Source organism: Actinomadura sp. J1-007 (assembly GCF_009793335.1).
GTDB classification, from domain to species: Bacteria; Actinomycetota; Actinomycetes; order Streptosporangiales; family Streptosporangiaceae; genus Spirillospora; species Spirillospora yumaensis.
Genome location: NZ_WING01000001.1, coordinates 2,087,120 through 2,100,871 on the forward strand (window position 1 = coordinate 2,087,120; position 13,752 = coordinate 2,100,871).

Annotated in this window: 9 protein-coding genes; 6 read left to right on the forward strand and 3 right to left on the reverse strand. The window is 75.5% G+C overall.

All coding sequences use genetic code 11. The features are described 5' to 3' along the window. Positions 1-258 precede the first annotated feature (258 nt). The 6 genes from GEV43_RS09465 (at position 259) to GEV43_RS09495 (ending at position 7,956) form a co-directional block, all read left to right on the forward strand. Entirely contained in the window at positions 259-777 is a 519-nt protein-coding gene (locus tag GEV43_RS09465) for an ATP-binding protein (RefSeq protein ID WP_309239544.1), read from the forward strand. A gap of 222 nt (positions 778-999) precedes the next feature. Next, positions 1,000-1,347 carry an STAS domain-containing protein gene (locus GEV43_RS09470; RefSeq protein WP_160820363.1) on the forward strand — a complete coding sequence of 116 codons (348 nt, stop codon included), beginning with the start codon at positions 1,000-1,002 and terminating at the stop codon, positions 1,345-1,347. Positions 1,348-1,519: 172 nt separating this feature from the next. Next, the gene (locus tag GEV43_RS09475; RefSeq protein ID WP_160820364.1) at positions 1,520-2,776 is read left to right on the forward strand and encodes a pitrilysin family protein; all 1,257 of its coding nucleotides are present in this window, start codon (positions 1,520-1,522) and stop codon (positions 2,774-2,776) included. After that, positions 2,773-4,143 carry a pitrilysin family protein gene (locus tag GEV43_RS09480; RefSeq protein ID WP_160820365.1) on the forward strand — a complete coding sequence of 457 codons (1,371 nt, stop codon included), beginning with the start codon at positions 2,773-2,775 and terminating at the stop codon, positions 4,141-4,143. The genes GEV43_RS09475 and GEV43_RS09480 overlap by 4 nt, the downstream gene beginning before the upstream one ends. A 515-nt stretch (positions 4,144-4,658) precedes the next feature. Continuing rightward, positions 4,659-6,884 carry a sporulation protein gene (locus tag GEV43_RS53705; RefSeq protein WP_302931187.1) on the forward strand — a complete coding sequence of 742 codons (2,226 nt, stop codon included), beginning with the start codon at positions 4,659-4,661 and terminating at the stop codon, positions 6,882-6,884. 187 nt (positions 6,885-7,071) lie between these two features. Further along, positions 7,072-7,956: a hypothetical protein gene (locus GEV43_RS09495; protein WP_160820366.1), complete on the forward strand. Its 885-nt coding sequence runs from the start codon at positions 7,072-7,074 to the stop codon at positions 7,954-7,956. 186 nt (positions 7,957-8,142) lie between these two features. On the opposite strand, the gene GEV43_RS09500 is transcribed toward GEV43_RS09495, so the two are convergent. The 3 genes from GEV43_RS09500 to GEV43_RS53710 all read right to left on the reverse strand — a co-directional run bounded on the left by GEV43_RS09500 (position 8,143) and on the right by GEV43_RS53710 (position 13,708). Next, entirely contained in the window at positions 8,143-9,048 is a 906-nt protein-coding gene (locus GEV43_RS09500; RefSeq protein WP_160820367.1) for a hypothetical protein, read from the reverse strand. A 1,171-nt stretch (positions 9,049-10,219) separates the two neighbouring features. Next, the gene (locus tag GEV43_RS09505; protein ID WP_309239545.1) at positions 10,220-11,083 is read right to left on the reverse strand and encodes a hypothetical protein; all 864 of its coding nucleotides are present in this window, start codon (positions 11,081-11,083) and stop codon (positions 10,220-10,222) included. 123 nt (positions 11,084-11,206) lie between these two features. Further along, positions 11,207-13,708, reverse strand: coding sequence for a SpoIIE family protein phosphatase (locus tag GEV43_RS53710; RefSeq protein WP_160820368.1), 2,502 nt, complete (start codon positions 13,706-13,708; stop codon positions 11,207-11,209). Positions 13,709-13,752: the final 44 nt, after the last annotated feature.

Sequence of the window (13,752 nt, forward strand, 5' to 3'; positions counted from 1 at the left end):
GGCGTCCGTGTCCTGCGGTTACCTCCGATCACCCGTGTGCATCGCGCCGCCGCGGACCCTCGCGAGTCCAGATGCACGTGCATTGGGCCTTGCATTCGCACGCTACGATGCGCAGGATAACGCACGAGACTTCCGAGCCACGGCTGCACAACGAGATCACTCTGCGGGGTCCGGGGAATGACGTCACGCCACGCGCACGACGACACGCGGTGGGAGGTCGGCCCCGTCGTGGGGCCGGCGGAACCACAGGACTATGCCGTGTACTCGACGCCCATACCGGAATCGTCAGACCTGCCCCCCAGGCTGGACCACGCCCTCGCCGCGCTCACCGAGGCGGCGCGGCCGACGGTCTCGTTCACCGTGCAGCCCGATCCGGAATCGGTCACCGAGGCCCGCCACTTCGCGATCTCGCGGTTGTGCGAGTGGGGCCTCGGGGCGCTCACCGACGATCTCGGCCTGGTGGTCTCCGAGCTGGTCACCAACGCCCTGCGGCACAGCGGCGGGGTGAAGGCGTGGCCACGTCCGGTCCCGCCGCCGGGCTCGGCCGACCCGCTCGGGTCCGCGCCCGCGGCGATCCGGCTGCGGCTGATCCACGAGGCGCCGTGGCTGCTGTGCGGGATCCTGGACGCCAGCCCGTCCGCGCCGCGCCGCAAGCAGCCCGACTACATCGCCGAGACGGGACGCGGGCTGCACCTGGTCGAGTCGTTCAGCGAGCGCTGGGGCTGGCGCTCGCTGCCGCACGGAAAGATCGTCTGGGCCCTGTTCCGGACGCCCTGACACGGCCGCGCGGGGAGTCTCCCCTAGCGGTCGCGAGCAAGGTCCCCAGGGAAAGGGCGCGGTAACGTCGCGTTCTGAGAAAGAGCCCCGGACGAGTGACGGGTCCGAGGGCGGCCGGTACGGTCCTGTGGCCGAGATCGCGGCGCCTGCCGAGGGTAACGGCGCGAGCGCACGGGTATAGGGCCCTCCCCACGAGCACCGAGCATCGAGCAAGGAGTCGCGGTGGAATTCGCCGTCGAGCACAGGGTCGAGAAGGACTTCACGGTCGTGAAGATCAGCGGCGAGATCGACGTGTTCACCAGCCCGCGGCTGCGCGAGATGATGCTCGGCATCATCGACGACGGCGGGCTGCACCTGATCGTGGACCTCGGCGAGGTCACCTTCCTCGACTCGACCGGCCTCGGCGTGCTCGTCGGCGTCTACCACCGGCTGCGCGCCCGCGACGGCTCGATGTCGTTCATGGGGGTCAACGACCGCGTGCGGCGCGTCTTCCACGTCACCCAGCTCACCAAGATCTTCGTCCTGCACGGGTCGCTCGAGGACGCCATCGCCGCACGCCGCGCCACCTGAGCGCGGCCCGCGGCCGAGGACGCCGGACCCGTCCCGTGCGTCCGGCCGCCGGTGTCGTGGGGACCCGGTACGGTGAGACGGAGATTGAGATCAAGCCCGCCGCCAGGGCCCCGTCCCGCCGACGCGCGCGGTGCTGTCCGTCAACCGATCAACGACCGGACGGGAGCGCTCCGTGGCAGAACAGCCGCTGCATGAGCACACGCTCGGCAATGGCCTGCGCGTGGTGGTCTGCGAGGACCATGTCGTACCGCTGGCCGCCGTCAACATCTGGTACGGCGTGGGCTCGCGGCACGAGCGGGCCGGCCGCACCGGGCTCGCGCACCTCTTCGAGCACCTGATGTTCCAGGGCTCGGCCAACGTCGCCGAGGGCGAGCACGCCGCGCTGCTGGAGAGCGCCGGCGCCACGTTCAACGCCAGCACGTCGTTCGAGCGCACCAACTACTACGAGACGGTCCCGGTCAGCCACCTGGAGCTCGCGCTCTGGCTGGAGGCCGACCGGATGGGCACCCTGCCCGCGGCGCTCACCCAGGCCAACCTCGACAACCAGCGCGACGTGGTCAAGAACGAGCGCCGCCAGCGCTACGACAACCAGCCCTACGGCACGGCGTTCGAGCGGCTGTGCAGGCTGACGTTCCCAGCCGGCCACCCGTACGCGCACACCCCCATCGGCTCGATGGAGGACCTCGACGCGACGACGCTGTCCGACTGCACCGACTTCTTCGGCACCTGGTACGCGCCCGGCAACGCCGTCCTGTCGATCGTCGGCGACGTCGACCCCGAGCAGACCCTCGCGGCCGTCGAGCGCTACTTCGGCGGGCTGCCCGCGGGCCCGGCGACGCCGTCCGCGCGGCCCGGCGACCTCGGCCCGCTGAGCGGCGTGCGCGAGGAGAGGGTCGACGAGGACGTGCCCTCGCCCGCCTACTTCGCGATGTTCTCGCTGCCGACCGACGGCGGCGACGACATCGAGGCCGCCGAGCTGGCCGCCGAGATCCTCGGCGGCGGCTCCGGCTCCCGGCTGTACGACCGGATGGTGCGCCGCGACGAGATCGCCACCGAGGTGTGGGCGGGCGTGACGCGGCTGGCGTCCGGCCCGTCCCTCGCGATCGTCGACGCGATCGGCCCCGACCCCGAGAAGATCGCCGAGGTGCTCGACGAGGAGCTCGCGCGGTTCGCCGCCGACGGGCCCGACGAGGACGAGGCGGCGCGCGCCGCCGCGCAGGCCGAGCGCGGGTTCCTGGAGCAGACCGAGACCGTGACCGGGCTCGCCAACGCGCTGTCGCAGAACGCCACGCAGTTCGGCGACCCGTCCCGCGTGTTCACCGCGCCGGGCCGCGCCGCCGCGGTCACCGCGGGCCAGATCAAGGAGATGGCGGGCCGGTGGATGGCGCCGTCCGCCCGTACCGCGCTGACCTACGGAGGTGCCTCGTGACGCAGCCAGACGGCCTGGTCCTTCAGCCGCGCCCGACGCCCGAGCCGGTCCCCGCGTGGGCGTTCCCGGCGGGCAGCGCGGGCGAGGTGCCCGGCGGCCCCGCGACGCTGCGCGTCGACCTGCCGGGTCGGCGGCTCGCCGCCGTCCGGCTCATCCTCGACGCGGGCGCGGGACGGGAGGCCGCCGGCGACGACGGCGTCGCGACGATCCTGGCGCGCGCGCTGCTGGAGGGCACCGAACCCGGCGGCGGCACCGCGCTGACCGCCGCGTTCGAACGCCTCGGCGCGAGCCTGTACGCCACCGCCGACCTCGCCGCGCTGCGGATCGCGCTCGACGTCCCGGTGACGCGGCTCGGCCCGGCGCTGGAGCTGTTCTCGAAGGTGGTGCGGTCGCCCGCGCTCGCCGACGCCGATGTCAAGCGCCTCGTCCGCGAACGGCTCGACGAGATCGCGCAGGACGACGCCGACCCGGGCAGCCGCGCCATGAAGGAGCTGCGCGCGGTGATGTTCCCGGCGGGCGCCCGCGCGTCCCGTCCGACCGGCGGCGACCGCGCGTCCGTCGAGGCGATCGAGGGCGCCGCCGTACGGGCGTTCTACGGCTCGGTGGCGCCCGCGGAGGCCACCGCCGTCGTCGCCGGTGATCTTTCCGGCGTGGACGCCGAAGGGGCCCTCAGGGAGGCGCTGGAGGGCTGGGGCGCGGACGGCGTCGCGCTGCCCGCCGCCGACACGATCCAGCCCGGTTCGGCCGCGCGGATCGTCGTGGTCGACCGCCCGGGATCCGTCCAGACGTACCTGTGCCTCGGCCACGGCACGCCCGACCGCTCGCACCCCGACTGGGCGTCGCTGACGGTCGCCGCGCACGTGCTGGGCGGCGGCCTCACGTCCCGGCTCAACGCGGTGCTCCGCGAGGAGAAGGGCTACACCTACGGCGCGCGGGCCGGGCTGCTGCGGCTGCGGCACTGCGGGCTGTTCATCGCGCAGGGCGCGGTGCACACCGAGGTCACCGCCGACGCCGTCGCCGACGCGCTGACCGAACTGCGCGGCGTCCTCACCCGGGGCATCTCCGACGAGGAGCACGGCGCGTCCGTGCGCGCCCTCGCCGACCGCGCGCCCGCCGAGTACGAGACGGCCCGCGCGGTCGCCGCCGAACTCGCCGACGCGTCCGCGAGCGGCCTCGGCGCCGACTACCCGAGCCGCTACCTGGAGGCCGTCCGGGCGTCCACTCCGGACGGCGTCGCCCGCGCCTACCGCGAGCACGTCGACCCCGAGGCACTGACCGTCATCGCCGTAGGCGACGCCGCCCAGATCCGCGAACCACTGGAGAAGCTCGGCTACGCCCCCGTCACAGTGACGGCGACTGCTGAGTGACCGTGACCGGCTAGTCGGACGGCGACCGGCTGACTGACGGCGACCGCTGAGTGACCGCGGCCGTGGCTGCGGCTGCGGCTGCGGCGGGGTAGACGGACGGCGTCCGGCTGGGTAATGGCGCCGAACTGGGTGGCGGTGGCCGATTAGGTGACCGTGACCGGGTGGGCTGACGGCGACCGGCTGGGTGCTGGCGTCAAGCTGGGTGCCGGTGGCCGACTACGTGCTGGTGGCCAACTAGGTGACCGCGACCGGGCAGGCGGACGGCGACCGGCTGAGTGCTGGCGCCCGGGTAGGCGGCGGCGTCCGCTAGGTGAGGGCACCGGCTGGATGCCGGACGCCCGGCTGGGTGAGGGCGTACGGCTGGGTGAGGGTGACCGGGTGGCGGCTCGGTTCACGATTCTGCCCGCAATGTTCCGCTTGTCGTGCGAACCGGTGGCATGGTGGATTCCGTCTGACAGACGCGGGGAGTGCCCCGCGCCGTCGCGAGAGGGGAACGGCCGGTGTCCTACGGGCAGATGGCAGGCGGCTACGGCCCGGGCAACGCGGGCGGCCCCGGCGGATACAGCGGCCCTGGCGGTCCAGCTGGAGCCGGTGGCCCCGGCGGGTACAGCGGTCCCGGCGGCTCTGGCGGTCCCGGTGGTCCGGCCGGAGCGGGCGGTCCCGGCGGGTACGGCGGGCCGGGCGGATTCGGTGGCGCGGGTGGTCCCGGCGGACCTGCCGGTCCCGGTGGTCCTGGTGGGCCGTTGGTGGATGCGATTCTCAACGAGCCGCACTGTCGGCCGGGCGGGGTCGTGGCCGGGAAGGTGCATCTGCGCGGTGGCGACCGGCCGCTCGACATCCGGCACGTGACGCTCGTGCTCATGCCGCGCATGCAGGTCTCCGGCGGCGGCGAGAGCGCGGGGCCCGACGTCTACCGCGGCGCGCTCACCCGCCCGTTCCAGCTCGGCGCGGGGCAGGACCACGCGCTGTCGTTCTCGATCCCGCTGCCGTACGAGCTGCCGTTCACGACGGTCCTCGGCCGCGAGCTGCCCGGCTTCACGATCGGGCTGTGCACCGAGGTGGACGTGAAGGGGCAGCCCGACCCGGGCGACGTCGACCCGATCTCCGTCGAGCCCCTGGAGTCGCAGCAGTGGGTGCTGGCGGCGATCGCGCGCCTCGGGTTCCGCATCGAACACGTGCGGTTCAAGCAGTCCAAGCTGCGCGGGGTGTCGCAGCAGCTCCCGTTCCACCAGGAGATCCTGCTCGCGCCGCCGGCCGCGTACCAGGGGCGGCTGGACCTCGTCGGGTTGAGCTTCGTCGCGAGCCCGCACACCAACGCGTTCGTCCTGCGCGCCGACGGCCGTGCCGAGCCGTCGGACGAGTCGTTCGGCCGCTTCGCGTCGGGCCACAAGGAGGCCGCGGAGACGGACTGGGACGCGAAGATCACGCAGTGGCTCGACGCCGCGGCCGCACTCCCCCACACCCCGGCGGCCGGTCACTCCGGCCCGTCCGGCGGCGCGGGTCACGCGTCGCCGCCGCCCGGCCACGCCATGCCGTCCTCGTCGCGGCCCTCCGAGCCTTCGGAGCCCTCCTGGACGGCGCTGCACGGGGCCGGGGCGTCCGGCGGCGCATCGTCCTCGTCCGGTGGATCGGCGTTCCCTGGGGGCGCGCAACCGGCGGCGGCGTACGGCGGCGGAGGCGGCAACGCGTCGTTCCCGCCTCCGGCACCGTCTCCCGGCTCCGGTGGCGGTATGCCTCCGCAGGGACCGCCGCCAGGCTCGCCCCCCGCTGAACACGCCAGCCCGTCGTTCCCCCCGCCGGGAGGTTCGCCCGGACACGGCCCGGCCCCCGGTTACGGCCCGCCCCCCGGACACGGTCACACACCGGCCAACGACCCGGGGTATGGCCCCGCTCAGCCACCTGGACACGGTCACACGCCCGCGTACAGCCCCACCCCTGCCCATGGCCCAGGCCATGCGCCCGGCGCCGGTCACGGGTCTGGGGCCGGGCCGACGCCCGGTTACGGGCCGGCGCACAGTCCCAGTTCCGGGCACGGGCATGGTCCGCCGCCCGCGCCCGGCTACGGCCCCGCGCCGGGGTACGGGCCCGGGTCCGCGCCGGCGCCAGGGCATGGTCCGCTGCCCGGCCACGGGGCAGGAGCCGCGCCCGGTCACGGTCCGGCGGGCGCGCCCGCGTACCAGCACGGACCGGGGCCGCTGCCGGGAGCCGTCCCGCCCCCGGCTCCCCCCGGGCCGAACGGACCGAACGGGCCGTTGCCCTATCCGCCCGCTCCGCACGGCGCGCCTCCGCCGCCGCATTCCGCTCCGCCCGCCGCGTACCCGCCCGCGCCGATGGGGCATCCGGGTCAGCCGCCCGTCCACGTCCACCATCACGGGCATCCGGGCCATCACGGGCATCACGGTTCGGGGTGGGGCAGCGGCGTCGCGGCGGCGGGCCTGGTCGGCGGGGCCGCCGCGGCGGGGATCGCCGGAGGCATGGCGGTCGGGGCGGTCGGCGACGCGGCCATCGGCGCCGCGGGCTTCGCGCAGAACGTCGCGGACTATGCGATGGGCGCGCCCGTCGACCAGTTCGGCAACGCGGTCGCCGGGTTCGCGGGCAACGTGGCGGGCCACGCCGTCGCGGACGCGGCGGGCGGCGCCTTCGGCGACTTCGCGGGCGACGTCGCGGGGGACGTCGCCGGTGAGATCGCGGGCGGCATCGGCGAAGCGCTCGGCGGGCTGCTCGGGGGACTGTTCGGCTGACGGTTCCGCCCGTTCGGTCTGGGGAGGGCCGCGTCCGCGCCAGGTCGCCGTCACCCCCGGGGCACGTCCGTTTCACCCTGTCGCCGAGGGGCGAACGCGGGTCATTCGGACGAGATCCGGTGCGCCGTCCGCCAAGGCGCCTACGGGTGGTTAGGGTCGGTAGCGCAGCCGCCCCCCGAGGAGCCACATGACCACCGTGATCCTGGTCCTGCTCTGCCTGGCGATCGCAGGACGCGAGCTCTACCTGGCCTCCGACAAGCGACTTCCGCGCGCGCAGGCCGAGCTGCGCGAACTCCACGGCCAGGTCGCGGAGCTGGCCAAGCGGCACGAGGCGCTCCAGGCCGAGGTGGCCGCGGCGGCCGAGCCCGGGATCGCGATCCCGCAGCCGCTGGTCGGCGAGCCGGCCGTCGCCGAGGCGGCCGAACGCCTCGCGTCCCTCACCGGCAGGGTCGAGCACCTGGAGAAGGAGATCGACGAGGTCTCCTCCGAGCTGTCCGCGCTGGAACTCGACCGCGAGGCCCAGCGCGCCCTGGCCCGTTCCCTCGACTCCGCCGAGCAGGACATCCGCGAGCTGCACCGCGAGATGCTCGACCGGCTCGACCGGCAGGAGGGCGTCGTCACGGGCCTGCTGCTCAGCGAGGAGGGCGAGGCCGAGGCGCTGCTCGCCGAGGCGTACGAACGCTGCGCCTCCGAGTACGGGCTCCGCGTCCGGATCCGCGACGAGCGTTCCGCGCAGGCGGCCGGCGGCGGCTACTGGGGCACGGCCTACCGCCTGTCCGGCCGCCGCTCCGACGCGCTCGCCGACGACCTGTTCACGCACGTGCGCGGCCTGTACGACCCGCAGGACCCGTCCGCGCTGACGGCACTGCTCGTCGAGTTCGCGCACCTGCGCGGCGGCGGCGTCGCGCGGTTCGGGCCGTTCACGATCGCGCGCACGCCGAGCGCGCTGGTGTGCGGCGTCCTCCCGGACGACCAGCCGCTCCCCGGCGAACCGTGGGAACTCGCCAGCCGCCTCCGCGAACTGCCCGAGGAGTTCCAGTGCGACCTCTCCTGGCTCCGCACCGAGGACTGACCGACCGCCCGGAGACTCAACGGGCCGTCCCGGAGCGTCCTCGCCTCACACAAGCCCGTTGACCACCTGATGAGGCGCGCCCGCAGGCGAGCCTCGCCGGACGGACCGCGAAACGATGCGGCATCCGCCGAGACCCGGCCCGGCGCGCCCCCGGTCAAGTGCCGTTGGCCGGGGCTTGAGGACGGTCTAGGGGCGGACGAAGCGTGGGGCGCCGGCTTCGGCGCGGTCCACGCCGAACGCGAGCAGGCAGCGGGGCGTCCGGGCGACGTCGATCTGGAGGCACACGCCCAGCCCGAGGGCGGGATCGACGAACACCACGCGCCGCAGCGCGCGCAGCGCCCGGCGCGCGCGGGCGCGGGTCTCCGGGGCCGCCGGGTCGAGGAGCGTCGCCGCGACGACCCTGCCCGCGTACCTCCACAGCGCCGCCGAGTCGAGGACGCGCACCTCGGCCGACGCCAGGTCCGCCACGATCACGGCGCCGCTGTCGTCCTCCTCGCCCGCGGGTGCGCGGGCCGCCGTGCTGTCGCCGGGGGCGACGGGACCGCCGACCGCGCGGTGGTAGCGGAGCGGATCGAGGGTGTCGACCACGAACGCCCCCGCGTACGGCCGCGAGACGCGGGGCGCCGCCGTACGCGCCGGGCCGAGGCTCTCCCGGGCGTGCAGGTGCGCGCTGAGGTCGAACACCATCCCGGCCTCGTCCAGCCAGGCGGGAACGCCGAGCTTCGCCGCGCCCATCCGGCCGAGCACGTCCATCGTCTGCCAGAGCTCGTCGGTGGTGCGCGACAGCGTCGCCGCCATGCCGAGCCCGGGGAACGCGCCGTCCAGCACGGACAGCGTCGCCCGCCACGTCGCGCTCCCCACGAACTCCGCGATGAACGCGTCGGCCAGCGCCTTCCAGCGGCGCGGTTCGGCGCCGTGGGCCGGTTCGCCGGGCACTCCGGCGCGCCGTCCCGTACCGGGCTCGGGAACGGGGCCCTTCTTCAGGTCGGGCCGGGTGACGGAGGCGGCCCGCCCGGAGGGGGACGCGGGGACGGACCGTTCGCGCGGCGGGCCCGGGTCGGAAGGCGGCGCGGCACTCGGAGCGGACGGCACACCCGGGATGGCAGAGCGCTCCGAACGGTGCGACGGCGCGGAACGTTCACGCGCGTCGAGAGGTGAGACCGGCTCGGGGGACGATGCCGGACCTGACGCGGACGGCACGCCGGGGATGGGAGACCGTTCGGAACGGTGCGACGGCGCGGGCCGCTCACGCTCCCCGTACGGCCCCGGCTCGGACGACGCCGGGCCTGGGCCAGGGGGCCGCTCGGAACGGGGCGGCGGTACGGAACGTTCGGGGGCGGCGCCTGGAGCGGAAGGACGTTCCGCCGGACTCGGCGCGGAGTTGGGAGGGGGTGTGATGGGGGGACGCTCCGTGGACTGTGGGGGGCGCTGGGGGGCGGTGAAGGACGCGGGCGGACCGGACGGGACGTCAGGCGCTGCGGAGCCGAAGGCGGCGGGCGACTCGGGAGGCGGGGCCGGTGGCGGCGTCGTAGGCGGCGCCGGACGGCTGGCAGGTGGCGGCTGCTGGAGCGGGGCCGGGCGCGTCGCGGACGGTGGTTCCTGGCGCGGGGACGGACGGGCAGCGGGCGGCGGGTCCTGGGGCGGGGACGGGCTCGCGCCGAACGCCGGGGACGGGCCCGACGCGGGAGGACCGGCGGGTCGTCCGGCGGGTGGTCCGGCAGGTGGTCCGGCGGGTGGTCCGGCGGGGGCGGGGTCGGGGGGCGGTTGGGCGGCGAGCGGGCCGCGCTTCTCGCCGGGGGGTTCGCCGGGTGGTTCAGCGGCGAGGCCCTTGCCGGGGAGGAACGGCTCCTCTGTGCCGGCGCGTGTCCATTCGGTCTCGGCCCATCGGGAACGTTCGGCGGCGGCGGCCTCGGGCGACGGGCCCGCCGGCGGTGCCGCGGCGGCCTCGGGGGGCGGGCCCGGCTGCGGTGCGGCGGAGGCCTGCGGGAACGGCGCGTCCCGGCCGGGGCCCGGCTCGGAGGGGTCGCCGCCCGGCGGGTCGGGGTCGGTCGTTCCCGGGTCGGTCGTTCCTGGGGCGTCGCGGCCGGACTGGACGTGCACCCACTCCTCGGGACGGCGTCTGCCCGCGACGTGGACGTCGCCGGGGTGCGGGACCCGGGGGTGTTCGCCGGAATCCTCGGGTTCGGGGGCGGGGCGGTCGCGCGGGCCGATTCTCACGGTGTCGATCCTCCGCCGAGAACAAGATCATCGGCAAGGTCGCCGGTCATGGGGCGCTGGCCTGTGAGGTCCCGAACAGCGCGGCGCAGAGCGTCTCGTAGCGGTCCGGGCCGTCGTCCGGAGGCAGGACGGTGAGGACGCCGGGGGCGTCGAGCCGGATCCGTACGGCGACCTCGCGGCGCGTCGGCTCCTCGGTGCCGTGCGCGGCGGCGACGTCCTGGAGGCCGACCGAGACGGTGCCGGGCAGGTCCACGACGACGGGCTGCTCGCCGAGGCGGGCGAGCCAGAGGTCGAGGAGGCGGCGGGCGAGGCCGTTGAGGAGGCGGCCCCACGGTTCGAGGAGGTGCGGTGGAACGTTCTCGGTCTGGAGTTCGGGCAGCCCGAACCTGGCCAGGCCCTTGGTGGTGAACCACAGGCCGTGCGGGCCCGCGGTGTGGGGCAGCAGCATCCAGTCGGTGAGGCGGATCGTTCCATCGGGGCCGGGCAGCGAGCGCTCGACCTGGTCGCGGGTCAGCACCCGCGGGGTGAACACGTCGATGACGCGGGCGGCGAGCGCGCCCGCGACGGCGCGGGCCGCCCACTCGTGCGCGGGCGGCCAGCCGGGACGGTACGCCGCGCGGACGGCGAGCAGGTGCGGGGCGCCGGTGATCGCGGCCAGCTCCGCGCCGGTGGCGCCGTACGCTTCGAGCAGGTCGGCGGGCAGCGGCGGGAACTCCGCGGCCGGGCGCAGGTCCAGGGCGAGCATCGGGCTGCCCAGCATCCGCAGGGCCAGGTCGCGCAGCGGCGGCGGGACGCGCCGCGCCACCTGCTCGCGCGCGAACTCCAAGGGGTCCGGCGGCGGCGCGGAGAACGCCACGGCGTACGTGGCGTTCAGCGTCTCCGGAACCGGCAGCGTCAGAATCTCGCCCACTCGTCCCCCGCCCCCGGGACCCGGTTCGGGTCCCTCGACCGACACTATCGATCTGAGCGGATGCGGACGTTGGAAAGAATCTGTCGCAGAAGCGACAATCCCCTACCAACCGACCGGGACAGGTCAGCCGGCGAGGGCGTGCTCGAACCAGACGACCTTGCCGCGCTCGGTGCGGTTGGTGCCCCAGCGCTCGGCGAGGTGGCCGACGAGGTGCAGGCCGCGGCCCGACTCGTCGGTGGCGTCCGCGTGCCGCAGCCGCGGCAGCTCGTTGCCGTCGTCGTACACCTCGCACAGCAGCGCGGTGCCCCTGATCAGCCGCATCGCGATGGAGCCCGCGCCGTGCACCAGCGCGTTGGTGACCAGCTCGCTGACCATGAGCTGCACGGCGTCGGTGAGGGCGGCCAGGCCCCACTCGGCGAGCTTCGCCGCGACCATCGCGCGCGCCTCGGGCACCATGCTCGCCTCGGCGGGCAGGTTCCAGGTGACGACGTCGTCCTTGGCGATGCCGTCGAACCCGACGGCGACGAGCGCGATGTCGTCGGACGGCACGGTGGTGGTGAGGGCCTTCAGGACGGCGTCGCAGGTGCTGTCGAGGTAGGGCGAGGATCCGGCGAGGTGCGCGCGCAGCTCCTCCAGGCCCACGTCGATGTCGCGGTCGCGGCGTTCGAGCAGGCCGTCGGTGCACAGGACGAGGCGCGAGCCGTCCTCGACGCCGATCTCGACGGTGTCGAACGGCTCGCCGCCCACCCCGATCGGCACCCCCTCCGGCACCGGCAGCACCCGGCTCTCGCCGTACGGGGAGACGAGGACGGGCGGGACGTGCCCGGCGTTGGCGACCTGGCAGCGCCGCTCCACCGGGTCGTACACCGCGTACAGGCAGGTGGCGAGGTAGCCGTCGCCGAGCCGCTGCGCGAGCGAGTCGAGCTGGCGCAGCAGCCGGTCGGGCCGCAGGTCCTGCGCGGCGAGGGTGCGGACGGCGGTGCGGAGCTGGCCCATGATCGCGGCGGAGGTGAGGCCGTGGCCCATCACGTCGCCGACGACGATGCCGAGCCGGCAGCCGGGCAGCGGGATCGCGTCGAACCAGTCGCCGCCGACCTGCGCGACCTGCCCGGCGGGCCGGTAGCGGAAGCACACCCGCGCGCCCGCGGTCTTCGGCGGGTCGGCGGGCAGCATGCTGCGCTGGAGCTCCTGCGCGGTACGTGCCTCGCGCTGGTAGAGGCGCCCGTTGTCGATGCAGAGCGCCGCGCGGCGGGCCAGCTCCTCGGCGAGGACGAGGTCGAACTCGTCGAACCCCGGCCGGTCGGACCGGCGCAGCAGCTCGAACGTGCCGAGCACCTGGCCGCGCGCGATCAGCGGGACGATCAGCATCGCCCGGCCGCTGAGCAGCGGGCGCAGGCCGCGGTGCGCGAGCAGCCCGGCCAGCCGCTCGGCGCGCTCGCGGTCGATGCGCGGGACGTGCACGGCGCGGCCCGTCCGCATCGCCTGGACGAACGGCGTCTCCTTCGGCAGGTTGAGCAGCTCGTCCTCGGGGACCACGTCGTCCCAGCGTCCGGGCTCGTCGTCGTGGACGACGGCGATGCGGCGCATCAGCGTGGACTCGTCGATCTCGCGGACGGGCCGTTCGGTCTCGGCGGCGACGACGTGTTCGAGCAGTTCGACGGCGGCGAAGTCGGCGAGCCTCGGGACGAGCACCTGGGCGAGGGACCGGGCCGCCTGGAGGTGGTCGAGGGAGCTGCCGATCTGCTGGCCCGCCTCGCCGAGGTAGCTGAACTGCTCCCGTACGGCCATCGTCTCCAGGTCGCCCGCCAGCGGCGGCGGCGGGACGAGGGTGCGGGGGGACGCGCCGCCGCGCGCCCGCTTGCGCTTCCCGGCGGAGCGCCGGTCGGGGCCGGGCTCGACCGCCGGGGACGGCTCCGCGTCCGCCTCCACCCCGCCCTCCGCCCCGCCCTCCGCCTCCGCCCCGGGCGGCGTGGCGGCCAGGGAGCGGGGGCGCAGGCGCAGGGCGCGGGGCATGCCGTCCCAGTGCGGAACGATCGGCAGCCGCACGGTCACGTTCAGGTCGATCGCGGGATAGCCCAGCTCCAGCACGCGGGAGACGATCAGCTCGGCGGCGGACGGGCCCATCAGCGGCAGCAGGTCGGCGAGGCGGTGGCCGAGCGGGGCGGTGTCGTGCTCGTCGGGGGGCAGCAGCGCGGGCTCGATCCGCAGCAGCCGGACGCCGGACGCCGCGGACCGCGAGGACGTCGGCGGCGACACGACCAGGACGTCGCCCATGCCGAGCCCCGGGCCCTCGTCGCGCAGGCGACGCAGGTCGGCGGCCAGGGCGAGGACGCGGACGCCGCCCGCCTCGGGGCCGCCGGTGGACCGTTCGATCGGGTAGACCCACCAGGCGACCTCGGCGCGGTCGCCGCCGTCGACCCTCGGCACGGCGCAGGTGCCGCACCAGACCTTGGCGAACGAGTCGGGTTCGAAGACGCCCCGGTGCTCGGGCGGCAGGTGCAGCAGCGTCGTGAGCGAGCGGCCGAGCGCCTGGACGCGGCCGAGGCCGAAGAGCTCCTCGGCCGTGTCGCTCCACTGGCCGACCCGGCCGTGCCCGTTCAGGGCGATGACGGCGAGGCGGGTCACGCCGAGGAGGTGCTGTTCGAACAGGCGCGGCGTGGCCGGGCCCG